We start from the raw sequence: 25,196 nt of genomic DNA, 5'->3' as shown, positions 1-25,196 counted from the left end.
AGACACGAAAAAACAGCCCCGAAGGGCTGTTACAAACCGTTTGTTTCTGTTCCGTTTTTAGCGGATGCTTACTCAGCTGCAGAAGCCTGTGCCTGCGTCGCCGCATCAATCTGATCCAGCAGCTTCGCATAGGAGTTCTCCACATCCTCAACTGTGTAGAGATTGCGGCTGCCCGGTGCAACGCACTTCACTTCCCGCGACGAATACAGGTAGACCGTCGTCCCCGCTGCCACCTGAATGGAATAAACCAGGTTCTCTTCCGACGGTTCATCTTCCTGCGGATTCAGCGAGATCTTGCTGAAAACATCCTGTGCCGCCGTAATGATATCCGTACCGATGGCCGCATCCGCATCCGCCGGCGACTGCCAGTCCGTCATCGAATGCGTCGACTTCGACGGATCCACATAGGAGAACTTCACCGACGAGGCATCTGCCGACTCCAGTGCTGCCACTGCAGGATCCGCAGCGGCTGTTGCCGCCGAACTTGCGGCAGAAGAGCTCGTCGAAGAAGACGTGCTGCCGCAGGCTGCCAGCAGAATGACTCCTGCCGCCAGCAAGGCTTTTGTTACTTTGTTCATGCTATTTTTTTCCTCCCCAGATACTTTTATTACTGCACACTCACCGCAACCGAATAATCGCCGACGGCTCCCTCCAGAAGGCCGCTGACGATTTCTTTCGCATGCGAATCTGCATTCGACTTCAGACTGTTCATCAGATCCGTATGTTTCGTCACATCGTCATTCGCCATCTGAATGGCATCCGTCACATCTGTTTTATCGGTCCAGTTAAAGAGCGCACGCTTCTCATCGTAAAAGGCGATCGTACTTTCGTCAACATTCACATCGAGAATCTCTGAAGCCGGAAGAACGACATTGACCGTCTTTGCCGCATCATCCACCGTGATCTTTGCCTGGGAAAGATCCTTGATTCCCGCTGTCACAACGGCGGTATAGGTCATCGAAAAACCTTTCTGCGTAATGAAGGGGATGCTTCCCTCCTTTACCGTCACAAGACCCGAATAATACAACTTCTGCGTCGTCAGCTCCGCCGCATCTTCCATCTTCGAAGACACAAAAGCTATGTCCACGGTCGGCTTTGGATTCAGCCAGTTATTGATCGCCGTCCTGCCCGCAAAGAGAACGCCGGCAAGAATCAGTGCCCCGCACAGAAATCCTGTCCAAAACTTTTTCATTTCGTTTCGTGCTCCTTAGCCCATTCAAGAGCTTTCTTCAGATACTTTCCGGTCCATGAATCAGGGTTTTCCGCCACTTCCTCCGGCGTACCCTGGGCAACGATCGTACCGCCGCCGTCACCGCCTTCCGGACCAAGGTCAATGATCCAGTCCGCACACTTGATCACATCAAGGTTATGTTCAATGACAAGTACCGTATTACCGCTGTCAACGATCCGCTGCAGAATCGCAATCAGACGGTTCACATCGTCCGTATGCAGACCCGTCGTCGGCTCATCGAGGACATATACCGTCTTGCCGGTCGCCTTCTTTTGCAGCTCGCTGGCCAACTTCACGCGCTGCGCCTCACCGCCCGAAAGCGTCGTCGAAGACTGGCCAACCTTCAGATAGCCCAGACCGACATCAACCAGCGTCTGCAGCTTGTTCTTGATCTTGGGATGATTCTCGAACAGCTTCAGCGCCTCCTCGATCGACATATCCAGCACATCGAAGATGTTCTTGCCCTTGAAAGTCACCTGCAGCGTCTCTTCGTTATAACGCTTGCCATGGCACACTTCACAGGGCACATAGACATCCGGCAGAAAGTTCATCGAAATGACCTTCACACCATCGCCCTGGCACGCTTCGCAGCGCCCGCCCTTCGTATTGAAGGAGAAGCGGCCCTTGTCATAGCCGCGCAGCTTCGCCTCTGGCGTCTCCGCAAACACGGCACGAATGTCATCAAACACACCGGTATAGGTCGCCGGATTGGAACGCGGCGTACGGCCGATCGGCGACTGATCAATCTGCACAATCTTGTCAACGTTCTTAAGACCCGTAATCTTGTCGAATTTGCCCGGACGCACCCGCTTCATCAGACCGATGTTCTTCTGCACCGCCTTCGTAAAGATTTCATTGACCAGCGTCGACTTGCCCGATCCCGAGACACCCGTCACCAGAACAAGCTCACCCAGCGGAAACTTCACATCAATATGCTTCAGGTTATGTTCCGAGGCGCCAAAGATCTCCACAAACTTCCCATTACCCTTGCGCCTCAGCTTCGGCACCGGGATCATCTTTCTTCCCGAAAGATAATCACCGGTGATGGAGTGATCACACTTCAACAGATCCTGCGGCGTACCGTTGAACATCACCTGACCGCCATGAATACCGGCACCGGGACCAATGTCAACGATCCAGTCACTTGCCAGCATCGTCTCTTCATCGTGCTCAACAATGATCAAAGAGTTGCCTAGATCCCGCATCTCCTTCAGCGTATGAATCAGCTTCGCATTGTCACGCTGATGAAGACCGATGGATGGCTCATCAAGCACATAGAGAACACCCGACAGCTTCGAACCGATCTGCGTCGCAAGACGGATCCGCTGCGCCTCGCCCCCCGACAATGTACCGGCCAGACGGTCAAGCGTCAGATATTCCAGACCCACATCCTTGAGAAACTGGAGGCGGCTGCGGATCTCCTTGATCACCATCTCCGCAATCTTCGTCTTCTCTTCCGACAGCTTCAGACCATCGAGCCATGTCAACGCCTGCGTCACGCTCATGGCCGTAAACTGCATGATGTTCTTGTCTCCGACACGGACACTGAGCGCCTGCTCATTGAGACGCTGCCCGTGGCACTTGGGACACGGACTCTCAACCATGAACGAATGGTACCAGTCCCGGAACATCGGCGACGTACTCTGGGCATAGCGCCGCTCAATCAGATCCTGAATGCCTTCAATATAATCAAAACGCTTATATTCATTTCCGCTCGACGTCGTGATCGTATAGCGCACCGGCTTGTCCGAACCGTGCAGAATGATCTGCATCTGTTTTTTGGTCAGCTTCTTGATCGGCTGATCCAGCGGAATCTTGTAGGCATTGCACAGAATCTCGAACGTCTGCCACTCGATGACGTCCGTATTGACCATGTTCTTGAAGTAGCGGATACCGCCCTGGTTGATGCTCAGGGAATCATCCGGAATCAGAAGGCTCAGATCCACCTCCTCCGTAAAGCCGAGGCCGTGGCACACATCGCACGCACCCAGCGGCGCATTGAACGAGAAAAGACGTGGTTCCAGATTCGGCACACTGAAGCCGCAGATCTTGCACGCATAGGTGCTTGAATAGAGATTCTCCTCATCATTGGCCAGCACAATCACCTTGCCGTCCGTCAGCTTCAGCGCCGTCTCCATCGAGTCACTCAGACGCGACCTCACATCTTCCTTCTTCACGATGCGGTCCACGACGACATCAATGTTGTGGCGTTTGTTCTTGTCGAGCTCGATGTCATCTTCGAGCATCTTCATTTCACCATCGACACGGACACGGACATAGCCTTCCTTGATCAGCGACTGGAAACGGTCCTTGAAGGCACCCTTACGATCATGAATGATCGGCGCCATGATGGTCAGCTTCGTCCCCTCCGGATACTTCCAGACCGCGTTGACCATCTCCGTAATCGTCTGCCCCTGAATCGGGATGTTGTGATTCGGGCAGTACGGCGTACCGCAGCGCGCATACAGAAGACGCAGATAATCATAGATCTCCGTCACCGTACCGACGGTGGAACGGGGGTTGTTGGACGTCGTCTTCTGATCAATCGAAATGGCCGGCGAAAGGCCGGTGATCGACTCCACATCCGGCTTGTCAACGCCGCCAAGAAACTGCCGCGCATATGCAGAAAGCGACTCAACGTAGCGCCGCTGTCCTTCGGCATAAATGGTATCGAAGGCAAGCGACGTCTTGCCCGAGCCGGACAGTCCCGTCATGACTACCATCTTGTTCCGGGGAATATTCAGGGAAATATTCTTCAGATTGTTTTCCTTCGCTCCCCGGATTTCAATCCATTTCTGTTCCATTACTTCTCCTTCTTCGCCTCTTCACAAAGATCCGCCAGCATTGTCCATGCTTCGCGGGGCGAAAGATCATCGGCATTCACGCTCTTCAGCTGCTTCACGATGTTTTCCGCAACCGGATCCTCTTTGGCCATTTCGACCAGCTGATACGACTGCTGCACCACACGCTTCTTCGATTCCAGCTGCTTCTGAATATCGCGGGCCCGGTTGATGACCGCATCCGGAAGACCGGCCAGCCGCGCCACGTTGACACCATAGGAACGGTCCGCACTGCCATCCTTCACCTTGTAAAGGAAGGTCACCTTCTCATTGTCCTCATGGACAACGACGTGCACGTTCCTGACACAGCCGATCGAATCGGCCAGCGTCGTCAGCTCGTGGTAATGCGTCGAAAACAGCGTCTTGGCATGAATGCATGAAGCGATGTATTCAATCATCGCCTGCGCCAGAGCCATACCGTCATAGGTCGAAGTGCCCCGCCCGATCTCATCGAACAGAATCAGGGAACGGTCCGTCGCCTCCTGCAGCGCACGATTGGCTTCCGTCATCTCGACCATGAAGGTTGACTGCCCCGACAGGATATCATCACTTGCCCCGATACGGGTAAAGATCTGATCAAAGACCGGCATCTGACACCGCTTCGCCGGAACGTAGCACCCCATCTGGGCCATGATCACAATGATCGCCGTCTGCCGCATATACGTACTTTTTCCGCCCATGTTGGGACCCGTAATCAGAAGGATCGAATGGTCTTTGTCCATCGACAGAGAATTGCTCACATAGCGCGGATCCTTCATGCGCTGATCCAGGATCGGATGTTTTCCACCCTCGATCTCCAGCGCATCATCGGTAAATTCCGGGCGCACGTATCCATATTTTGAACTTGTCTCCGACAGGGCGCAGATCGCATCGATCTCCGCCAGGGCAAGTGCAATCTTCTGAAGCTGCACCAGGTGATCTTTGCAGGCATCGAGCAGCTGCTGAAACAGCTGTTTCTCAATGCGGATCGCTGTCTCTTCGGCATGAAGGATCTGATCCTCCTTCTCCTTGAGTTCCGAAGATACGAAGCGCTCATTGTTCACCAGCGTCTGCTTGCGTACCCAGCCCCAGGAATCCTGTACCAGAGAAAGCTGCCCCTTCGATACTTCAATGAAATAGCCGAACACCTTGTTATAGCCGATCTTCAGGTTCTTGATGCCCGTCTCTTCCCGGTACTTTGCCTCAAGAGCCGAAATGAAGTCGCGGCCATGGCGCTGAATGTCGCGTGCCTCGTCAAGTTCCGCATTGTACCCGTCGCGGAAAACACCGCCATCACTGATCAGTGCCGGTGGCGTATCCACAAAAGCTCCATTGAGCTTCGCATTTAGATCCGCAAGCGGATCCAGATTCTTATATTCGATGAACGATTCATCATTGATGCAGGACAGGATTGCCGGCACCTGATCCAGCGTCTTTCCCAGCCTCAATAGATCCTGGGGGTTGGCCGAATTCATCGCCACCCGCCCGATCAGACGCTGCAGATCATACACACCGCCAAGCGCATCACGAAGCTTCGTACGCGCCATGAAGTTCTTTTTCAGATATTCGAGGCGGTTCTGCCGCTCTGTAATTTCATCGATCTTAACCAGCGGATGCTCGATCCACTTCTTTAATAAACGGGAACCCATCGCACTGCGGCACACATCAAGAAACGACCACAGCGTTTCCGCATTGCCTTCCCGGTGCAGCGGCTCTACCAGCTCCAGATTGAGCATCGTACTGTAATCCATCCGCAGCACCTCATCCGCACTTTCCACATGGCATGGAGAAAGGTGGCCGATCATGTGCTTCTGCGTCTCTTCCAGATAACCGAGCATCCGTCCGCAGGCACGGCGGTCATAGTCCTTCGTAATCTTTTCAAACAGCGGCTCATACGCAGGCTTAATGTCTTCCGCATCATCGTAGGAGATGACAATCCGCATCTCCCTGAGCATCTTGATGAGCTTCTCGTCACTGTCCTTGCGGATGACGGCTTCACGCACATTGTTGCTCAAAAGAGCCTGGGCCAGACGGGCAAGACCGTGCTCCACATGGAGAACGAAGTTTTCACCCGTCGACGCTTCGCACAGCGCCAGCGAATAGCCGTAGCCGTAGTCTTCCACTGCCGCCAGATACACAGATGACTTTTCGTCGCTGATCTCGTCCATGACGGTGCCCGGCGTAATGACGCGGATCACATCCCGCTCCACCAGACCGACCGCCTCTTTGGGATCCTGCATCTGTTCGCAGATCGCGATCTTATAGCCGCGCTGCACAAGACGCTGAATATAGCTGTTAACGGCATGGAACGGGACGCCGCACATCGGCACCCGGTCCGGCACGCCGGCGTTCTTTCCGGTCAGCACCAGATCCAGCTCACGGCTCACGGTCCTGGCATCGTCAAAGAACATCTCATAAAAGTCCCCGATGCGATAGAAGAGAAGGGCATCAGGGTATTGTTTCTTGACCGAAAGATAGTGCTCCATCATCGGCGAATATTTAGGCTCACTCATGCGGTATTTTCCTCGCTCAAAAGCAGGAACATTATAGCAGGATCAGCTATTGGACCACGTCCGCACCCGATTCTGTTTTCAGGATCCCTGGAAAAAGCCTGCGACAGATTAATGCACAGATGACGGCCGCCGAAAAATCCGCCACCGACTCAGCGAGATACACGCCGTTATAGGCCGGCGAAATGAAATGAGGAAGAAAATAGGCAAGCGGAACGAGCAGGAACACCTTTCTCAGAAAGGCAATGAACAGCGACACCTTCGGCTGGTTCAGCGCCACCAGCATATTCTGACAAGCCCGTTGGAGACCGAAGATGCAGAAGCCGCTCATGAATAGCGGCATCGCCTTCCTGACTGCTTCAATCAACGCCGGATCGTCGCTGAACAGTCCCGCTTCCATCCCCGGGAAGAACACCATCCAGATGACCATGGCGAGATTGAAGAGAAACGACACTATGAGCATGATCCGAAACGCCTCCCACACTCTCTTCGTACTGCCGTTGCCGTAGTTATAGCTGATTACCGGGATACATCCCTGTCCAAATCCCTGCAACGGGATACTGATGAACTGCATCCCCGACTGCATGATCGTAAGCGCACTGACAGCGATATCGCCGCCATAGCGCGAAAGCTGACCATTGAGCACGAATCCGATCAGAGCCTCGGTGCTGCCCATGACAAAGGGCGAAATGCCCAGTGCCGTCATGGCCCTGATGACGGCCCCGTCCAAATGCATGTGTCTCAGATCCAGGCGGACAGGCACATCCTTTCTGCTCAGAAAGTGCAGGACATAGAAAGCGCTGACGGCCTGGCTGATCACGGTCGCAGCCGCAGCACCGGCAATGCCCATGTTGAAGGTAAACATCAGGATCGGATCCAGCACAATATTGATTGCAGCGCCGAAAACGACCGTAAGCATCGCGGTACGCGGATAGCCCTGCGACGAAATAAACGGATTGAGGCCAAGCGAAATCATGACAAAAAATGTACCGATGAGATAAATCTGAAGATACTGCCGCGCATAGGGCAGTGTCTCAGCACTTGCCCCGCACGCCTTCAAAAACGGATCCATGGTTCCGTAAAACACCAGCATCAGGGCAGCCGAAAACAATGCCAGCAGGAAGATGCCGTTATTGAGATAGGCCTGTGCTTCTTCCTTCTTTCCCTTTCCAAGCGCAATGGAACACAACGGTGCCCCGCCGCCCCCGGGAATATTGGCAAAGGAAGAAACGAGAATGATGATCGTATTGCACAGTCCCGCTCCGGCAAGGGCAGTCGTACCGACCTGGGGCAGGTGGCCGATATAGATGCGATCAACGATGCTGTAAAGGAGGTTGACGATCTGGGCCGCAACCATGGGCATTGCCATGCGAAACAGAAGCGGCCCCATTTTCTCCGTCCCGAATCCTTCGTAATTCACCGCCCGCTGCGGTGTCTGATTTTTATCTTTTCCGTTGTGCATACGGTCACATCGTAACACCGGCATCTCCTGCCTGTGAGAAGATCAGCTGATGATCCACCTTGCATGGGAACCGGTATGGACGTCACGGGTAACGACGAGCTGATCCTCGATCTGCTGCTGAAGTTCCGAAACATGGGAAATGATGCCGATGAGCTTGGAGCCGCCGGCCATCTTCTTGAGGACGTCGATCGCATTGTCGCGGGAATGGTCGTCAAGGGAGCCGAAGCCTTCATCGATGAACATCATGTCCAAATGAATACTGCCGGAGGTGGCCTGAATCTGATCCGCCATGCCCAGGGCAAGAGAAAGAGCGGCCATGAATGTCTCGCCGCCGGACAGTGTTTCGACGCGTCGGGTTTCGGAGGTGGCATAGGAATACACCATGAGGTCGAGCCCCTGGTTCGTACGCCCTTCGCCGGCGTGCTCGTCGTCGATCATGCGCAGTTCAAATTCGTTGGAGCTCATCTGGCGGAAGCGCTGGTTTGCCGCATTGAGAATCGACTGCAGATACTGGCGCTGCACAAAGGTTTCGATATCCATATGGGCACCCGACTGATTGCCGGACAGGCGGCGGTAAAGGCCGTCTATCTCCGCAAACTGACGGGCCAGATCAATGTGCTGTGCCATCTTCGGCGACAGTGCCTCATAAATCCTTTCATCCACCATGCACATCTGCTGGCACCGGCTGTAGGCGGTATCGGCGGATTTCAGCTGTTCTTCTGCCGCAGCCATTGTGTTCTGCAATATTCCGACATCCGGCTTTTCCCTGCCGGCAATCGTTTCGACGGCAGTCGCCTTCATGCCTTCATACTTGCCTCTTTGGCTCTGGTACTGTTCTATCGCTTCCTGCAGGGTGCGTACCTCATTTTTCCTGTGCTGCTCGACAACGGACTTCCACTTCGCTTCGTCCATTGCCTTATCGCGGCAGGCAGCTTCATAGGCTTCTTTTCTTGTGCCGGTGGTCTGACGCTGGGCAGGCAGTTGAACGTCACGCAGTTGTACAATCGTCGCCTGGCACTGATCGGCCTGTGTCCTGGCACTGCTTAGATCCTGTTCGGTGCGTTTGTCATCGTGCTCCGCAGCCTGAAGGATGCTTAAAGATTCCGCCAGCTCCTGTTCGGCATCGGCCTTTGATGCGTAGGAGGTTTGATTCTGCAGACCTTTGCGTTTTTCGAGAGCGATGTTGGCAGCGACAGTTGCGGCGTTGAGCTGTTCAACCGCCTGCGCTGCTTCAGCTTCGAGTTTCTGCCGCTGTACGTCAGCCGTTGCCAGCTTTTTCTGTACATCTGCCAGCTGAGCCGTGTCGGCCCGCAGCTGCAGGCCACGCTCTTTGAGGATAATTTCGATCTTCTGCAACGTATCGTCCATGTGGACAGGATCGACAGGTACAGCGGGCATTCCGCCTTCTACCATGACGGAAATCAATTCATTGACCGCGTCCTTGAGGCGGTTTGTTCGAACTTCATGATCCTGTTTGAGGGAGGCTAATGTTGCGGCCTCCTTGCCGGCTGTCTCGGATGCCGCGGTCTGTACCTGATTGGCATCGGCCGCCTTTTTGGCAAGACGGTCAATGACCTCCCGGGTCAGGCTGGAATGTTCGATCGCAACCATGGCGGGACGGGGATGGGATGTGGATCCGCAGACGGGACACGGCTTACCCTCAACCAGTGTGCGGGCCAGAAAGCCGGCCTGTTCATGCAGGAAGATATCATTTTTCTCGTCATAGTCGGCCTTCGCTTTTGCGTAGGCCTCATTGGCGGAGTGGAATTCCAACTTTGCCTTCTGTACTTTGGCATTCTGTGCGGCAATACTGGATTCGATCGCCTTCAGATCCTGTTCGTTATTATTGAGCTGTTGATACAGCGAATATCTGGAGCGGCATTCTTCGAGTTTTACATCGGATCCCAGCAGTCTCTGCTGGTCGCTCTGCCATTGGCGGATGGTGGTTTCAAAGGCGGCCTGGGCATTTTTTGCGGCGTCGCAGTTTGTTCTGGCCGTGTTTAAAGCATCGGAAGTTTTGCGTACTTCCTGATCGGCGGCCGCAATGTTCTGAAACACTTCATAGGCCTTCTGGACACGTTCCTCCACCTTGGCATAGGCTGCCTGCTGGTCACGGTAGGCTTTCTGCGTCTGCTGGCGTTTGATGTTCAGTGACTCAACGCGGCGGCGGTAGGTGGGCAGAAGGTTCTGCTGCGCCTTCAGGGAGTTTTCAGTCGTCTCAAGTGTTCTGGCGGCGTCACAGTAACTGGCGTAGCTGCCTTCGATTTCGTAGGCATCATTGATGGCATCGATGAGACGGCGGTCCGCTTCGATGGATGCTTTCATGGAATCTAATTGCTGAAGCTGGTTGACAGCATTTTCGAGCTGGTTATAGGCCGATTGAAGAGAACGGGCAGCCTGATAGGCGTCGCGGGCAAGGTCGCGCTGCTGCGAAGCTCTGTTCCGGTTTTCGAGAAGTCCGGTCTCATCTTCTTTCAGATGCTGGATCAGCTGCTGCAGAAGGTCCATGAGGGCATTGATCTGATCGGGGTTCAGCGCTGCTGAGGAGGAGATGTCACTTACCAGCTGGAGGAGCGCATCTTTGTCGGGCTCATCGTCGGGGACCGTGATCTGCTGGATCTGGCTGACGCATTCGGCGCGAATCGTCTTCAGATCTTCGCGCTTTGCGTCGGCGCGGTTTTTGAGTTCGATGACGATTCTTGGATAAATATCGGTATGAAAGATGCTGCGGAAGATCTGCTTGCGGTTTTTCGAATCGGTGCGTACGAGGTCGACAAATTCGCCCTGGGCAATCATCGCCACCTGCATGAACTGATCCTTGTCGAGGCCGATGATTTCAATGATCTTCCGGTTGGCTTCCTTTTCAGGATAGTCGGAACCGTCAGGCATCGTGAGCGTCACCTTCTCGTTTTTCAGCTGTTCCGGTGATCCTTTGCGCTTCGAGGGCTCATAGTGGGCGGGGGAGCGGCGGACGATATAGGTCGCCGGTTTTCCGTTGAGATGTTCCTCGAAGGTCAGTTCGACATAGGGAAGGACGCTGTGATCGACGCACTGGCTCTGCAGCTCGATGCCGCGGGTCTTATTCCGGGCCGAGTCGGTCTGTCCATAGAGGGCGAAGGTGATGGCATTGAAGATCGTCGTCTTGCCGGCACCGGTTTCGCCGGCGATCAGAAACAGGTTCTGATTGACTTTGGTAAAGTCGATTTCGGTTCTGGCGCCATAGGATTCAAACGCCTGCATCACAAGCTTGAGCGGCTTCATTGATCTTCACCTTCTTCCTTTACTGCGTTGACGGCGCTTTCGAGAATCCTCTTTTCATCATCATTGAGATCGTTGAGAAACCGGAGACAGAATTCATAGGGCGAAAGCGACGAGGGATCGGATCCCGTAAACACAACATTATTGGTACGGATGTTGTTCCAGTTCAGTTTCAGGCAGCGGGGAAAGGCGTAGTCGATGCGGTCCTGCGTCTGACGATTGTTCGAGTCGTCGGTCAGGGTGATGTATGCGTAGTCGTCGGTTGCCTGGGCAAGCACTTCGTCGAGTGTTCCTTCAATCTTTCGGATGGCATGGAGCGGCGTCAAAGGAAGTACCGAGACGGAGACATTTCCCTTTTCGTTCATCGTCACTTCGATGACGCCCTTGTCCTGGCCAGCTTCGCTGACGGAGTAGGGCATCGGTGTTCCGCAGTAGCGGTAGAATTCGCTGCCGACGCGCATGGGCTTATGAATATGGCCAAGAGCCGCATAATCAAACTTCTGCAGGACGTCAGCGTTGATTACATCGATATTGCCGACGGTGAGTACTTCGGAATCCATGCGCTCGACGCTGGCGGGGTCGGCTCCGGAAGGCAGATAGAACTGGTGGCTGACAAGGATGTTGCGCTCGGACTCATTGATATTTTCACGGGCAGCCAGGCGGTGAACCGCCTCGTTGTAGGACAGGGGCGAATCATCATCTTCGCTGCTGGTAATGGCTTTGATCATCGATGGTTTTACAAACGGTAGAAGGTAGAAGTTGACGGGGCCGTAGCTGTCGTTAAGGGTGATCTTTTCGATGTGCTCTTCCGGCTTCGTCGGGGGCAAGCCGATCATGTGGACGTGCTGGCGCTGAAGGATGGAGCGAAAGACGTTGACGCGGGGGCCGGAGTCGTGGTTGCCGGAAATCATCATGATTTCCGCATGCGGTGCAGCTTCATTCAGAGCGGATACGAAGCTGTCAAAAAGCTCGACCGCCTCTGCGGAAGGGACGGCTTTATCATAGATGTCGCCGGCGATGAGGATGGCATCGGGCTGCTCTTTGCAGGCATAGGCTGTGATCTGATCGAAGACATATTTCTGATCTTCACTCAGATCGTAATTGATAAGCTTTAGTCCGATATGGAGATCGGATAAATGAAAAAACTTCATACTGTCCCTCCCAGTCCAGGATAATCAAAGCTGAAAAAGGACCTGAGCCCAGGTCCTTAGTGATTATTCATCAGGAACGTTTCCTCGACCGATGGTACACCGATCTGGGCCAGATCCAGGGCGAAGAATGTATCCTGGACATGTTCCTCATAGATGACGCCGTCTTCGAGTTTTTCGTCGGAGACTTTTTCGACGTCAGCGATGGATCCGGCAAGATCGATGCAGTTATTGAAGTTGCCGTTGGATGCGTAGCCGTTGGTGGATCCGAAATAGTTCATGGCTATATCCGTATCGATCACAAACTCGATGACGCTCGAGTCGCTGGTCATGGAGCAGCCGTTGACGGCACCGCCCTTGGAGTCAACTTTCACGATCGGAAGAATGACTCCGCTGTCCAGAATAAAGTAATATTCGGAACCGATGTCTCCGAAGCTGGAGCCGAGCGCCGCACCGATGAAGCCGTCTTCGTTGTAGAGAAGACCGGTTTTGGAATCGATGGTCATATGTTCGTGAATGTATTTGTACTGATTGGAATCAGGATGTGTAATCAGCGCATAGCTCTCATAGGTCTTCGTTGAAGAAGAGGAGCAGGCGCCGATCGATTGTGACAAGTATTGACGCTGATAATTATGGAGCGTTGAAAGATCCAGATCGTTGCCGGTGCGCATCGTTGGATCATCGTCCGCATAGGTAAAGCCGCTGCCGAACAATACAGCTGCACATACGCCTAAGACTGTCACAATGTTCCTTGATTTGCGGTGATTCATACGTTCCCGATTATAGCAGGCGGCTGATTATGGGGCAACCGGCGAAGAGTTGTCGATCATAGTCGACAGAAATGCCAGTACTTTGTCGATTATGTTCGACAACACACCGCTTTGCTTCAACCGTATTGCCAACTTATCAATTAATTTACTGATAAATACATCATTTTTTATATTGATGTGAAATTCTACCGTTGTGAAAGGAGCTGGTTTTATGTCATCCGTACTTAATGCTATCGATAATATTGTTTCGATCTCCCAGTTCAATCGGGGGCTTGCAGGGAAAATCTTTAGCGACGTAAAAAAAACACGGTCCCAAAGTTGTAATCAAGAATAATTCAGCCGAGGCAGTGATTGTTTCACCTGCTGAATATGTAGAAATCCAGGATGAGCTTAACGATTACCGTCTCCTTACGTTGGCTGTTGAGCGAATGGCGAACTACAATCCGAACACGCTGATCAGCCAGAAGGATATGGCTAAACGCATGAATATTACTGCCCAGGATCTTGATTCCTTTGATGAGGCTGAATTTGAATGAGTTGGAGCGTTTTCTATCTTCCCGAAACTGAAAAGGATTTTCAACAGCTTTCAAGGCAGCAGATCCTTCGTGTAATGAAAGCGATCGAAAAGGTATGTCAGAATCCCCTTCCGCAAAGCGAAGGCGGTTACGGCAAGCCTCTCGGCCATAAGCGTGGTATTAACCTTACCGGTTTGTTTAAGATCAAGCTGAAAAATGATGGAATCCGTGTGGTTTACAGCCTTATCCGAACAGAATCTCAAATGCTTATGGTAGTTATTGAGCTTCATGAAGACGAAGAAGTCTATGAAATTGCGCAAAAGAGAGCTCAAAAGCACAGGCTCTAAGTACCACCTGCCGAAACCGGAAGGAATCGGCAGGTTTTTCATAACTTCGCCAGGCGACGCTTTGGTATGAAAACAGTCGGCGTCGAATGGCTCTGCGCAAATTCATCACCCTCCTTCGCCTGAGGTTTCAATATATAGGTGCCCCGGCCGCATCGCTCAATGATGTTCTCGTTACACGGGAGTTTGACAGTTCCAAAAAATGATTGATTTCAAATCAGCGCTTAACGGCGCTCTTTTTTTGACTTTTTTGTGTCAAAATTTGTGTTTTTATATATCGTTACACATCGTATTATGATATAATTGTTTAGGAGCTATCTATGAGAGTTGCTGTACTGAATGCCAATACCCCTTCCGAAACCGTTTATATCCAGAAGGATTTCTACCTCGGTGATGTCCGTGGCAGAAAAGCCGGTTCGAATCCCAACGGTAAAAAGAGAACCACCAAAACTGTCGCCAAACTTGGGAAAATGTCTGAGCTTATGGCACAGATGAATCTGTCCAGAGATGAAGTCATTGCCTGGGCAAAAGATAAAGCAAAAAAGATGACGGAGGAAGAAAAAGCGGAGAACGAAAAGATCTCCGTAGATTATCATCCTGATCTCCGCATTGAAAAAGGTGCGGACCGTCTCTTTGGCTCTGGCTATCTTTTCCTGCAGACTCTTTACTATTCACTGCGTCTGGATAACACCTGCCGCACGATCCGGAATCGTCACAAGTTTCAATACGATCTGAATGCAATCCTTTCGGATCTGATATATGCGCGCATACTCCAGCCGTGCAGTAAACAGGCTTCCTACAAGTATTGCCAATCACTTCTTGAAGCTCCGAAATATGAGCCTCATGATGTTTATCGCGCTCTCTCCGTGCTGGCTGAAGAGATGGATTACATCATGGCGGATGTCTATAAATCCAGTAACTTTGTCGTTCATCGAAACAAGCACATTCTTTACTACGACTGCACTAACTTCTTCTTTGAAATCGAAGAGGGTGACAGTTTCAGAGAATACGGTAAGGGGAAAGAAAACAGGCCGAATCCGATTGTTCAGATGGGCCTGTTGATGGACGCTGACGGCATTCCGATGGCAATGTCAATCTTTAATGGTTCAGCCAATGAACAGCCTTCTTTACAGCCTTTAGAACAAAAGATTATCCGCAGCTGCAATTTCGATAAGTTCGTCATCTGCACCGATGGAGGGCTTGGCAGCGAAGCCAACCGCCAGTTCAACGATATTCATGGCCGCGCCTTTATCGTCACTCAATCACTTAAAAAGCTGAAGAAAGACGAGCGGGAATCCGCCATGAACAGTCAAAACTGGAAACGCCTGTCGGACGGCGCAGATGTCCATAACATCGAAGACATCATTAACGATCCGGAATCTTATACAGGAGAGCTGTATTACAAAGAAGAACCCTATGGGACGAAAAAAGTTCCGGGTCAACTGATGATCGTCACCTATTCGCCTAAGTATGCCCTCTACCAGAAATCAATTCGTGACAAACAGGTTGAACGGGCGAAGAAAATGATTGAAGACGGCGTCAAGAAAAGAGGAAAGCGAAACCCAAATGATCCCGCAAGATTCATCCAAAAACAATCGGTCACCAAAGATGGTGAAGTTGCAAGCCAAACGATTCTGTCTCTGGATGAAGACAAGGTCGATGCCGAGGCGGTGTATGACGGTTTTTATGCCGTCTGCACCAACCTGGTTGACGATCCGGTAAAAGATATTCTTTCTGTCAGCGAAGGCAGATGGGAAATCGAAGAATCGTTCCGCATCATGAAAACAGATTTCAAATCAAGACCCGTACACGTATCAAGAGAAGACCGCATCAAGGCCCACTTTTTGATCTGCTATCTGGCCCTGCTTGTATACCGTGTTCTGGAGAAAAAGCTCAACGAGAAATACACAACATGCGAGATTTTAAGCACGCTGCGCGCTATGAAGCTGCTGGCAGTTGAAGGAATCGGATACCAGCCAGCCTACACAAGAACAGATATCACCGACGACCTTCATGAAGCTTTTGGATTCTATACGGATTACGAAATCATGAAGAAAAATAAAATCCGAGAAATTATTCATCAAACGAAGCAGAAACAGGTTTAACACGCATAATCGATACATAAGAAAAAATGCCAGAAATGCCCTTAACAATCGCATTTTTGGCACTTTTTTAATCCCTTCAACTGTCAAATTCAGGATTATAGCAGGCGGCTGATTATGGGGCAATATCCCTATAGTCGTCGATTATGTTCGACAACACACTGCTTTGCTTCAACCGTATTGCCAACTTATCAATTAATTTACTGATAAATACATCATTTTTTATATTGATGTGAAATTCTACCGTTGTGAAAGGAGCTACTTTTTATGTCATCCGTACTTAGTGCTATCGAAAATATTGTTCCGATCTCACAGTTCAATCGGGGGTTTGCAGGGAAAATCTTCAGCGACGTAAAAAAAAACGGTCCCAAAGTTGTAATCAAGAATAATTCAGCCGAGGCAGTGATTGTTTCACCTGCTGAATATGTAGAAATCCAGGATGAGCTTAACGATTACCGTCTCCTTACGTTGGCTGTTGAGCGAATGGCGAACTACAATCCAAACACGCTGATCAGCCAGAAGGATATGGCTAAACGCATGAATATTACTGCCCAGGATCTTGATTCCTTTGATGAGGCTGAATTTGAATGAGTTGGAGCGTTTTCTATCTTCCCGAAACTGAAAAGGATTTTCAACAGCTTTCAAGGCAGCAGATCCTTCGTGTAATGAAAGCGATCGAAAAGGTATGTCAGAATCCCCTTCCGCAAAGCGAAGGCGGTTACGGCAAGCCTCTCGGCCATAAGCGTGCTATTAACCTTACCGGTTTGTTTAAGATCAAGCTGAAAAATGATGGAATCCGTGTGGTTTACAGCCTTATCCGAACAGAATCTCAAATGCTTATGGTAGTTATTGGGCTTCATGAAGACGAAGAAGTCTATGAAATTGCGCAAAAGAGAGCTCAAAAGCACAGGCTCTAAGTACCACCTGCCGAAACCGGAAGGAATCGGCAGGTTTTTCATAACTTCGCCAGGCGACGCTTTGGTATGAAAACAGTCGGCGTCGAATGGCTCTGCGCAAATTCATCACCCTCCTTCGCCTGAGGTTTCAATATATAGGTGCCCCGGCCGCATCGCTCAATGATGTTCTCGTTACACNAAGAAGTCTATGAAATTGCGCAAAAGAGAGCTCAAAAGCACAGGCTCTAAGTACCACCTGCCGAAACCGGAAGGAATCGGCAGGTTTTTCATAACTTCGCCAGGCGACGCTTTGGTATGAAAACAGTCGGCGTCGAATGGCTCTGCGCAAATTCATCACCCTCCTTCGCCTGAGGTTTCAATATATAGGTGCCCCGGCCGCATCGCTCAATGATGTTCTCGTTACACAGTTTTTTTAATACGCGCTGCAGCTGCCTTCTGCTGCAATGAAGCTGCGGAAGAACCTGATTGACGGAAGCGATCCGATGATCGGGGCTGATCGTGCGAAGATAGAACAGAACATTGTCTTCCAAAGACTTCGATAATGGTCCCATGGATACGGAAAGGGACAGTTTACGGGCCACCTGGTTCAGCACAAACCGAAGAAAGGCGGGATCCTCCTGCAGATCAGCATTTTCATCAAATGGAAACGTCAAACACACGAGGGGTTCAGCGGCTTTGATGAAAAACGGCTGTGATGCGATGCCGCTGAATTCCAGATCCCCCAGCAGGGTTCCCTGGCCGGAAACAGAGATGTAGTTGATCTGTCCCTTCTCGGAGACGTCATAGATGGAAACGGATCCTTCAACAATGATATAGAACTGGTTCAGGGGACTGAGAAACAGCTTTCCCTCCGGAAAGCGGACCAGGCGCATGGAAGCGGGGCGCTTACGAAAATGGGATTGATAGGGCTGGTAGCAGGTTTCCAGCTGTTCGTTCTCTGCGATGTAGCTGCTTTGTGCCATATGTCACATTATTGTACGGCGAAATTCATACAATAGTGGATTGCGGAGGTTTTTTTATGGATTCTGTTTTCGATGAGGAGCACCTTTATCGTACCTATTTCCGGCTTTCGATCCCGGTTGTTTTGAGTATGGTGGTGACGCTTGTCTACAATCTTGCGGACACCTACTTCATTGCCCAGACCGGTAATACGGCGTTGATTGCGGGTGTATCGCTTTGTGCGCCGGTGTTTACGGCATTGATGGCATTTGGCAATATCTTCGGGCAGGGAGGCAGTTCGCTGGTATCACGCATGCTTGGAAAGCAGGACAGAGACGGTGTGCGGCATGTCAGTTCTTTCTGCTTTTATGCTGCGATTATTGTCGGTGCCATTCTTGCCATCATGATGACGGTCTTTCATCAGCCGCTTCTGCAGCTACTCGGGGCGGATGATGAAACGATGGAGTTTGCCTATGCGTATTACGCGGTTCTTGCGGCGGGGGCTCCGATTATTGTTTTGAGCTTTATTCATTCCAATCTGGTGCGCTGTGAAGGTATGGCGGCGGAATCAATGATCGGGAACATTCTGGGATCTGTCATTAACATCATCCTGGATCCGATCCTGATTTCTTCGTTTCATATGGGATCCTTCGGAGCGGCGGCTGCTACGGTGATCGGCTATCTGGCAAGTGTCCTTTACTTCCTTTATATATTGCGGAGAAAAAAGACGTCGCTTTCCATTCATCCAGGCGATGCTCGTGTAAGCGGCAGTGATCTGCAGCAGATTCTTGGCGTAGGCATTACGGCGGCGTTAAGCAACCTGATGCAGAGTCTTTGTGTGCTGATTGCGAATCAGTTCCTGTTACCCTATGGCAACGATCGGATTGCGGCGATGGGAATCGTTCTAAAGGTCAATATGATTGCGCAGCTGATGATCGTTGGATTTGCCTTTGGCGGCGTACCGTTATTCGGCTATCTCTTTGGTGCGAACCATGCGGCGCAGTTAAAGAAGCTGATCCGGTTTTGTCTGGTTTTCCTTACGGTACTGTCACTTGGGCTGACGGCGCTGATCCTTCTGAATGCGCCGGGGCTGATGCGGGTCTTTGTAAAGGATCCGGACATGATTATCAATGGAGCGACTATGTTAAGGTGGCAGGCGGTTTCCACGGTGTTTGCGGCGATTGTCATTTTGATGACGGTCCTGTTTCAGGCGGCAGGAAACGTGATTCCGGCATTCATTCTTTCCATCAGCCGCCAGGGTGTTGTCTATGTGGCAGCGATGGTGATCTGTGCAAAGCTGTTTGGCTATCAGGGCATATTGATGAGCCAGGCTGCGGCAGATATTGTCAGTGCGTTGATCGCCATCCTTCTGATCGTGTTATTTCATCCATTTTCGATGCAGAAAGAGAATGAGCTGCGCAGCCAGGACGCTTAAACCCTGTACCGGGGAATAATGTCTGTAAGGTCACCATAAGCCGGTTGATCGATTTGAATTCTTCAATTGAGAGCGGAATATCAGGTGATTCCGCTCCTTTCTTCTTATCATGGCTTTAATGCCGTCAACGGAACGACAAATACACCATCCGGTCTTCGGTATGCGGCATTGGACAAGCCGCAAAGTACACACAGTATTTTGGCCGGTTTCCCGTCTTTCTTTGAGGATTTCCTTTTGTACTTTTAATAGTCCATCGGCCGCGCTATCAACCTGATTTGCGCCAAGCTTTATCTCAAATCCACAACGCTTATCATTCGCGCTAGGCATGCATGCATATGTTGAAAAGCGTGTCCCTGTATTTTTAGCAAAAGCCTGTAAACTATAATCAAACAGTAAAACGTAACAGTAAATCAGAAGAATAAAAAATATACAAAAAAGTAAATAATAACAGTAAAATGAAATAGTAAATCAGAAAGGAGTTTCAAATGAATAATCCGTATACATTGACGTTCGGGAAAGATCCGGAAGAACGTATTTCAAGAGCCTTGGACGGAAAAGAGATTTTGAATGATTTTCTGGCGGAAAGACCATCTCAGCAGGTTTGCCTCATCACAGGAGTCAGAGGCAGTGGGAAAACCGTGTTCATGACCGACCTCTGCAATGAGCTTCAAAAGCGAAAAGGATGGGTAATTGTCGATCTGAATGTCAACTCGCCCGATATGATCCGCCAGGCAGCGGCAATTCTTTGTAGCAACGACAAGTTTGCCAGAGTTTTTCAAAGTGCGAAATTAAACTTCTCCCTTTTCGGTTTTGGCCTTGAGGTTTCTTCTTCGGTCCCGATTGCGGACATCCAGACAGCGCTGGAGAAAATGATCGAAAATCTGGCAAGGAAAGGAAAGAAGATTGTATTCTCTATCGACGAAGTCACAAAAACAGAAGCGATGATAACTTTCGCATCCTGTTTTCAGCAGATGCTGCGGAAAAAGCTCCCGGTATTTCTTCTAATGACCGGCTTGTATCAGAATATTTATGATTTGCAGAATCATAAAAGTCTTACATTTCTTTATCGTGCGCCGCGCGTCTCTCTTTCTCCGTTGAATTTGGGTGCAATTGCCTCAAACTATCAAAGCAATCTTAATCTGCCGGCCGATACCGCCCGTGAAATGGCAAAGCTGACGATGGGATATTCCTTCGCTTTTCAGGTTCTTGGCTATTTGTTATGGAATATGGAAGGCGACTATTCAGATTTGATCCCACAGTATCGCCAGTATCTCGAAGAAAGGTCTTATGAAAAAATATGGGCGGAATTATCTGAAAAAGACAGGAAGCTTGTAGTCGCAATTGCAAAGATAGAAGATGGAAATATCGAAGGAATCAGAGCTGCCGCCAACATGACCAGCAATGAGTTTTCACCTTATCGTATCCGCCTGATCCGAAAAGGAATTGTCGATGGCAGCCGGCGCGGATATTTACGTTTCTGCCTTCCTTTCTTTGGAGAATACGTGCTGGATAATTTTGCGGCATAGTAAGCAATGAATAAGTATCCATCAGCTTAGCTGGTTGTTTTTCACAATACGGGCTCTTAAGCCCTCATATTACTGGCTGCGCTCAGAAGCGCATGTACGATCCGCCACTTGCAATCCGTCACTTCTCATATATCCTGAGACTGCTTTTCCCTTTCAGGTATCCCATGAATTGAGAAACGCTGTATTTTGGTGGTATTTCCACAAGCATGTGCAAATGGTCAGGACAAACTTCTGCCTCCAATATATTCACTCCTTTCCATTTGCACAGTTGCCGCAGAATTGCTTCTATTTCCTCTCTTTTCTCCCCGTAGAATATTTTTCTTCTATATTTCGGTGCGAAGATGACATGGTACTTACAATTCCATGTTGTGTGAGATAATGTATGTGTCTCTGTCATATTTTCCTTTCCGTTTTTGCAGTTGGCGGACCGCAAATTCATTATAGAAAATACGATAGAGACTCATCGGTAAACCTTTACTGAACTCCCGGACTATCCGAGAGTTTTCTAATAACAAAAATTTGATAACTTAAATCAAGCCCTTTTTTGGAGATTGCTTCGATAAATTCATAAGCTTCAGAATTTTTCTGATCGGCCACCACGAAAAGAGGAGACAGGCTCCCCGGTTTTGAAAATTTGTTCTATAATCTGCTTAGGAACGGAAAGTTGAGCCGTTCTTCATAAGCGAATAAATTACTACCAATAGTTTATCCGCCGCAGCGATATTGGCAGCTTTGGGCTTCAATGGAGATGCAGCCTGCTGCCTTTTCTTTTGGTTGAACTGATAGATAGAATCTCCCTTTTTCAGCCTGTAGTTGCACGTGACTGCCAGATAAAGAAGACACCTCAGATGTCTGTTTCCTTTCTTGGATATAGCCAGGTGGGTCCCATCCTTCTCACCTGACTGATTGATTTTCGGATTCAGTCCTGCATATGCTACGATGCCTCGCGCGTTCCTGAACCGGGTGACATCGCCGATTTCCGCGATGATCCGTGCCGCGATGTTCCTGCCAATTCCAGGAATACTGAGCAGAATCGCAAAGGAAGGAAGCTTACTGGCATCTTCAATCAGTTCCTCAAGGTATGTATTGCAGAGCTCCATCTGCTCCATGAGTTCATTGATCATCTGAGGAAACTGCTGTACTTCCACACTGTCCGCATCCACGCCGGAATAACATTCCTCTGCACACTGATACATCTTGTGAACGATATTTTCAGTGAAGCCTTTCTTATGACCTGCGGGCTTCCGGATCGCTTTCACAATGGTTTCCTCCCTGTGCCTGAGAAGTAATGATGGATGCGGATATTTCTTCAGCACCTCCATCGGAACCGAATCGTAAAGGCTTGCATGCCCTTTGAAGCACTTATCCATGCGCGGATAGATCACATCCAGCATTGCCCGGAACGTGCATTTCCGCTGACGCAGGATCTTCAATTCGCTCTCATACATGCGATTCTTTGCCCGCAGACGTGCATATGTATCCGATTCATTCTGGTGGCACTGGAGATGTTCTTCCTGGTAATACCCTTTGTCGATATGGGCACAATCCGCATTGTCTGTCTTATTGCCATGAAGGTTTGTCTTCCGATAAGCTGCAGACAGCAGTGGCGGAACGACAATGTAAGGATTTCCTATATCATCAAGATACTTCTGGAGACAGCGATGGTAGACGCCGGTCGCCTCGAATACTACCGGGACTGTATCAGCTTCGCTCTTCTCCTTCACCATCTCAATGGTTTCAGACAATGCTTCAAAGCCATCTTTCGTATCGTTCAGCACTTTCGGCTTCCGCAGGGAATGGCCTGCTGTCAGCCACGGCTGATAGTGGCAGTTGCCTTTTGAGACATCTACCGTGATAATTGGTCCGTCCATAAAAGAGCCTCCTCTGGCATAAATGTCTGCGGTAAAGCTTCCCTGAACCTTTGCGACAGCTGATTTTTCTGGATTAGATACGGCATGCCTGAATACTTCCGGCTGCACATTTTGATTAAGCTGGCTATATCACAAAAGGGAAGCAGGACGTTTTTTGTTACTGGCTTATCGTTCGATAGCTTAAAAAAAGCGGCGTCCTTACTTTTACCCAGACCTTTCCGGTATATGCCTATACGCAGGAAAGGCCAGGAATACATCCAGGTAATCCTGACCTTACCATTGTAGATTCATATGCTCATGACAGCTCAATCAGGACTGGATTCTTCCTGATTTCATAATAGAAAAAGCGATTCCTGTGGCTATGCATAATTGCACAGACACGGGAACCGTTTTCTTATTTTCGATCGTATACGGAATGCATGGGGCAGTCGGGCTCTTTGCGGAAAGCTTCATAGGCAGCCTTAATCTCATCGGACGCAAAGCTCTGAATACCGCCGATTTCGCCATCCTTGGCGTAATCGCCATAGTATTTCAGAAACCATGCCATCTTCTGCAGCGAGGTGTAGCTGCTCCAGTCTGCGGGAAGAGGTTCAGGATTCCAGCCCGCCTCAACATGGACCTGATAGTCGTCACTCATGCCTTGTATCCATCGTTGAGAAGGTCCTGAACAAAGGCAGGCACCTTTGCCAGATCCTCTTCCTTCGGGTTCCAGTTGGCGTCAACCGTTTCCGGAATCACGGTGAAGCCGGCCTCCGTCAGACGATTCTGAATCACCTTCGAAGCGCCGCCGCCCCAGCCATAGCAGCCGAAGGCACCGCCGCGCTTATTCTTGAACTTCATCGACTTCACATAGGTGAGCCAGCCGCTGACCGAAGAAAGGACATCGTTGATCTCTGTCGGCGATCCGACGGCGACGGCACGTGCCTTGAAGATTTCAGCCACAACATCATTCTTATCCGAGTCCGCAATGTTATAGACAAGGATACGGGTCGAAGGAGACTGGCGCCCAATCTCTTCCGCAATCGCATGGGCAATCTTCTCTGTACCGTTCCACATCGTGTCGTAGGCGATAACCACCTGATCCTCACGGTTGTCTGCGGAGCACCACTTCTCATATGCCTCCACAATCTGCATCGGATTGTCACGCCAGATAACACCATGCGACGGGCAGATCATCGAAACCGGAAGATTCATCTTTTTCAGCTCCGCAAGCTTCGCCTTCAGAACCGGCGCAAACGGATTCACAATGTTGACATAGTACTTCAGAGCCTCGTCCCACATCACATTCTGATCCGCACGGTCATTGAACATCTCCGGGCAGCAGTAATGCTGACCAAAGGCATCCATCGAAAATAGAATATTGTCTCCCGTCAGGAAGGTAGCCATACTGTCCGGCCAATGGAGCATACGCATCTCAATGAACACAAGCTTCTTCCCATTGCCGATATCGAGCTCATCACCGGTCTTTACGACGTGGAAATTCCAGCCCAACTTGCCGTACTGTCCCTCCAGGGACTGAACGGCAGCCGCTGTACAGTAGATCGGAGTGTCCGGAATCTCCTGCATCAACAGCGGAAGGCTGCCGGAATGATCGACTTCGCCATGGTTGGCGACGATGTAGTCGATCTTGTGCAGATCGCCGTGCATTACCTCTTTGAGGTTGGCAAGGAAATCAAATTCATGGGGCATCCATACGGTATCCATCAGTACCGTCTTCCCCTCTTCGATCAGATAGGCATTCTGACTGCTGCCATGGTGCAGACTATATTCGCTGCCATGGAACTGTTTCAGCTCATAATCGAGATAGCCGATCCAGCTGACGTTTGCCGCGACATGTTTCTTCATCATTTTCTCTCTCCCTTACGATAAAAAGGCACCGATTTGACGATGCCTCAGTTGCTTGTAGTAGTGTTGCTGGTACTTGTTGAATCACTGCTTTCCGGTAAATAGAAGATCTGCTCATCGTCCTTAGACAGCAGATAGCTGCCGCGCGCATAACTGGCGACGTAGTCCGGATCCTGCAGCTTCTCCTTTTCACTGGTTAAATAAGAATTTTCGTCCTGCACCTTCTGAAGCTGAGCCTGAACCTCACTCAGTTGCTGCTGAAGCGTAATCGTCGTATATACCTCACGTCCGACTTCTACAAACATCCAGCAGGAAACAGCGATCAAACCAAGACAAAGAAGCTTCATCACAGGTGTAAGACGTTTTCTCTTTGTTTTCCCAGTCTTCCCTGTCTTCTTTTTTGTGTCTGTCATCACAGTCTCCTTTCCGGTTCAAGCAACTCCTTTTATAGCATTTTCACGATGCTTCTTCAATCGCCGCGATCAGCGGCGCCTGTGTCTTTTC

The 25,196-nt window shown here is 50.3% G+C and carries 20 protein-coding genes and 1 pseudogene; 7 read left to right on the top strand and 14 right to left on the bottom strand.

Annotated elements, in window-relative coordinates; all coding sequences use genetic code 11:
- Nucleotides 1-68: 68 nt before the first annotated feature.
- From C1714_RS03630 to C1714_RS03595, 8 genes are read right to left on the bottom strand one after another with little or no spacing between them, the layout of a single operon-like run.
- Nucleotides 69-578, bottom strand: a complete 510-nt coding sequence (locus C1714_RS03630; RefSeq protein ID WP_102341912.1) for a hypothetical protein — start codon at nt 576-578, stop codon at nt 69-71.
- 29 nt (nt 579-607) lie between these two features.
- Nucleotides 608-1,192: a DUF4230 domain-containing protein gene (locus tag C1714_RS03625; protein WP_102341911.1), complete on the bottom strand. Its 585-nt coding sequence runs from the start codon at nt 1,190-1,192 to the stop codon at nt 608-610.
- Nucleotides 1,189-4,035: an excinuclease ABC subunit UvrA gene (uvrA, locus tag C1714_RS03620; RefSeq protein ID WP_102341910.1), complete on the bottom strand. Its 2,847-nt coding sequence runs from the start codon at nt 4,033-4,035 to the stop codon at nt 1,189-1,191. Before uvrA ends, C1714_RS03625 begins: the two co-directional genes overlap by 4 nt.
- A complete protein-coding gene (gene mutS, locus C1714_RS03615) occupies nt 4,035-6,563 on the bottom strand; it encodes a DNA mismatch repair protein MutS (protein WP_102341909.1) in 2,529 nt (842 codons plus the stop codon). The genes uvrA and mutS overlap by 1 nt, the downstream gene beginning before the upstream one ends.
- 46 nt (nt 6,564-6,609) lie before the next feature.
- Nucleotides 6,610-8,040: an MATE family efflux transporter gene (locus C1714_RS03610; protein ID WP_210115247.1), complete on the bottom strand. Its 1,431-nt coding sequence runs from the start codon at nt 8,038-8,040 to the stop codon at nt 6,610-6,612.
- 24 nt (nt 8,041-8,064) lie between these two features.
- Nucleotides 8,065-11,283, bottom strand: coding sequence for an AAA family ATPase (locus C1714_RS03605; protein WP_102341907.1), 3,219 nt, complete (start codon nt 11,281-11,283; stop codon nt 8,065-8,067).
- A complete protein-coding gene (locus C1714_RS03600; protein ID WP_102341906.1) occupies nt 11,280-12,431 on the bottom strand; it encodes an exonuclease SbcCD subunit D in 1,152 nt (383 codons plus the stop codon). The genes C1714_RS03605 and C1714_RS03600 overlap by 4 nt, the downstream gene beginning before the upstream one ends.
- A gap of 56 nt (nt 12,432-12,487) precedes the next feature.
- Nucleotides 12,488-13,198, bottom strand: a complete 711-nt coding sequence (locus C1714_RS03595; RefSeq protein WP_135567877.1) for a hypothetical protein — start codon at nt 13,196-13,198, stop codon at nt 12,488-12,490.
- Nucleotides 13,199-13,545: 347 nt separating this feature from the next.
- Here C1714_RS03595 and C1714_RS03585 point away from each other — a divergent pair, with 347 nt between their 5' ends.
- The 5 genes from C1714_RS03585 (at nt 13,546) to C1714_RS03565 (ending at nt 17,076) form a co-directional block, all read left to right on the top strand.
- Nucleotides 13,546-13,734 carry a hypothetical protein gene (locus C1714_RS03585; protein WP_102341903.1) on the top strand — a complete coding sequence of 63 codons (189 nt, stop codon included), beginning with the start codon at nt 13,546-13,548 and terminating at the stop codon, nt 13,732-13,734.
- Nucleotides 13,731-14,060 carry a type II toxin-antitoxin system RelE family toxin gene (locus tag C1714_RS03580; protein ID WP_102341902.1) on the top strand — a complete coding sequence of 110 codons (330 nt, stop codon included), beginning with the start codon at nt 13,731-13,733 and terminating at the stop codon, nt 14,058-14,060. The genes C1714_RS03585 and C1714_RS03580 overlap by 4 nt, the downstream gene beginning before the upstream one ends.
- Nucleotides 14,061-14,377: 317 nt before the next feature.
- Complete coding sequence (locus tag C1714_RS03575; RefSeq protein WP_245305031.1) at nt 14,378-16,162, top strand: IS1634 family transposase; 1,785 nt, start codon at nt 14,378-14,380, stop codon at nt 16,160-16,162.
- A 264-nt stretch (nt 16,163-16,426) separates the two neighbouring features.
- Nucleotides 16,427-16,750: a type II toxin-antitoxin system Phd/YefM family antitoxin gene (locus C1714_RS03570; RefSeq protein WP_102341901.1), complete on the top strand. Its 324-nt coding sequence runs from the start codon at nt 16,427-16,429 to the stop codon at nt 16,748-16,750.
- A complete protein-coding gene (locus tag C1714_RS03565) occupies nt 16,747-17,076 on the top strand; it encodes a type II toxin-antitoxin system RelE family toxin (RefSeq protein WP_102341900.1) in 330 nt (109 codons plus the stop codon). Before C1714_RS03570 ends, C1714_RS03565 begins: the two co-directional genes overlap by 4 nt.
- A 266-nt stretch (nt 17,077-17,342) precedes the next feature.
- Here the strand turns inward: C1714_RS03565 and C1714_RS03560 are convergent, their stop codons facing one another.
- Nucleotides 17,343-18,038 carry a Crp/Fnr family transcriptional regulator gene (locus C1714_RS03560; protein WP_102341899.1) on the bottom strand — a complete coding sequence of 232 codons (696 nt, stop codon included), beginning with the start codon at nt 18,036-18,038 and terminating at the stop codon, nt 17,343-17,345.
- Between the two features lie 56 nt (nt 18,039-18,094).
- Between C1714_RS03560 and C1714_RS03555 the strand changes: the two genes are divergently transcribed.
- Nucleotides 18,095-19,450 (top strand): MATE family efflux transporter, encoded by a 1,356-nt coding sequence (locus C1714_RS03555; RefSeq protein ID WP_102341898.1) that lies wholly within the window; start codon nt 18,095-18,097, stop codon nt 19,448-19,450.
- A gap of 485 nt (nt 19,451-19,935) precedes the next feature.
- Entirely contained in the window at nt 19,936-20,976 is a 1,041-nt protein-coding gene (locus C1714_RS03550) for a P-loop NTPase family protein (RefSeq protein WP_102341897.1), read from the top strand.
- A 121-nt stretch (nt 20,977-21,097) separates the two neighbouring features.
- On the opposite strand, the pseudogene tnpA reads toward C1714_RS03550, so the two are convergent.
- The 5 genes and pseudogenes from tnpA to C1714_RS03520 all read right to left on the bottom strand — a co-directional run.
- Nucleotides 21,098-21,373, bottom strand: a pseudogene (gene tnpA, locus C1714_RS03545) (IS200/IS605 family transposase); the annotation flags it as partial.
- 253 nt (nt 21,374-21,626) lie between these two features.
- Complete coding sequence (locus C1714_RS03540; protein ID WP_102341896.1) at nt 21,627-22,847, bottom strand: IS110 family RNA-guided transposase; 1,221 nt, start codon at nt 22,845-22,847, stop codon at nt 21,627-21,629.
- 394 nt (nt 22,848-23,241) lie between these two features.
- Nucleotides 23,242-23,484 carry a hypothetical protein gene (locus tag C1714_RS03530; RefSeq protein WP_102341895.1) on the bottom strand — a complete coding sequence of 81 codons (243 nt, stop codon included), beginning with the start codon at nt 23,482-23,484 and terminating at the stop codon, nt 23,242-23,244.
- On the bottom strand, nt 23,481-24,695 hold the full coding sequence (locus C1714_RS03525; protein ID WP_210115246.1) for an oxygen-binding di-iron domain-containing protein: 1,215 nt from the start codon (nt 24,693-24,695) through the stop codon (nt 23,481-23,483). The genes C1714_RS03530 and C1714_RS03525 overlap by 4 nt, the downstream gene beginning before the upstream one ends.
- A gap of 44 nt (nt 24,696-24,739) precedes the next feature.
- Complete coding sequence (locus C1714_RS03520; protein ID WP_102341894.1) at nt 24,740-25,105, bottom strand: FtsB family cell division protein; 366 nt, start codon at nt 25,103-25,105, stop codon at nt 24,740-24,742.
- Nucleotides 25,106-25,196: the final 91 nt, after the last annotated feature.

This window comes from Galactobacillus timonensis (genome assembly GCF_900240265.1).
GTDB lineage: Bacteria > Bacillota_I > Bacilli_A > Erysipelotrichales > Erysipelotrichaceae > Bulleidia > Bulleidia timonensis.
Note: the sequence above shows the minus strand (reverse complement) of the source record. Positions and strands in the feature narration are given on the sequence as shown.

Bases quoted from the DNA above. Each gene is read 5' to 3' on its own strand.
- C1714_RS03605 (WP_102341907.1), bottom strand. From the start codon at position 11,283: ATGAAGCCGCTCAAGCTTGTGATGCAGGCGTTTGAATCCTATGGCGCC.
- C1714_RS03600 (WP_102341906.1), bottom strand. From the start codon at position 12,431: ATGAAGTTTTTTCATTTATCCGATCTCCATATCGGACTAAAGCTTATC.
- C1714_RS03560 (WP_102341899.1), bottom strand. From the start codon at position 18,038: ATGGCACAAAGCAGCTACATCGCAGAGAACGAACAGCTGGAAACCTGC.
- C1714_RS03540 (WP_102341896.1), bottom strand. From the start codon at position 22,847: ATGGACGGACCAATTATCACGGTAGATGTCTCAAAAGGCAACTGCCAC.
- mutS (WP_102341909.1), bottom strand. From the start codon at position 6,563: ATGAGTGAGCCTAAATATTCGCCGATGATGGAGCACTATCTTTCGGTC.
- C1714_RS03625 (WP_102341911.1), bottom strand. From the start codon at position 1,192: ATGAAAAAGTTTTGGACAGGATTTCTGTGCGGGGCACTGATTCTTGCC.
- C1714_RS03555 (WP_102341898.1), top strand. From the start codon at position 18,095: ATGGATTCTGTTTTCGATGAGGAGCACCTTTATCGTACCTATTTCCGG.
- C1714_RS03630 (WP_102341912.1), bottom strand. From the start codon at position 578: ATGAACAAAGTAACAAAAGCCTTGCTGGCGGCAGGAGTCATTCTGCTG.
- C1714_RS03595 (WP_135567877.1), bottom strand. From the start codon at position 13,198: ATGAATCACCGCAAATCAAGGAACATTGTGACAGTCTTAGGCGTATGT.
- C1714_RS03580 (WP_102341902.1), top strand. From the start codon at position 13,731: ATGAGTTGGAGCGTTTTCTATCTTCCCGAAACTGAAAAGGATTTTCAA.
- C1714_RS03520 (WP_102341894.1), bottom strand. From the start codon at position 25,105: ATGACAGACACAAAAAAGAAGACAGGGAAGACTGGGAAAACAAAGAGA.
- C1714_RS03530 (WP_102341895.1), bottom strand. From the start codon at position 23,484: ATGAGTGACGACTATCAGGTCCATGTTGAGGCGGGCTGGAATCCTGAA.
- C1714_RS03525 (WP_210115246.1), bottom strand. From the start codon at position 24,695: ATGATGAAGAAACATGTCGCGGCAAACGTCAGCTGGATCGGCTATCTC.
- C1714_RS03550 (WP_102341897.1), top strand. From the start codon at position 19,936: ATGAATAATCCGTATACATTGACGTTCGGGAAAGATCCGGAAGAACGT.
- C1714_RS03565 (WP_102341900.1), top strand. From the start codon at position 16,747: ATGAGTTGGAGCGTTTTCTATCTTCCCGAAACTGAAAAGGATTTTCAA.
- C1714_RS03575 (WP_245305031.1), top strand. From the start codon at position 14,378: ATGAGAGTTGCTGTACTGAATGCCAATACCCCTTCCGAAACCGTTTAT.
- C1714_RS03570 (WP_102341901.1), top strand. From the start codon at position 16,427: ATGTCATCCGTACTTAGTGCTATCGAAAATATTGTTCCGATCTCACAG.
- uvrA (WP_102341910.1), bottom strand. From the start codon at position 4,035: ATGGAACAGAAATGGATTGAAATCCGGGGAGCGAAGGAAAACAATCTG.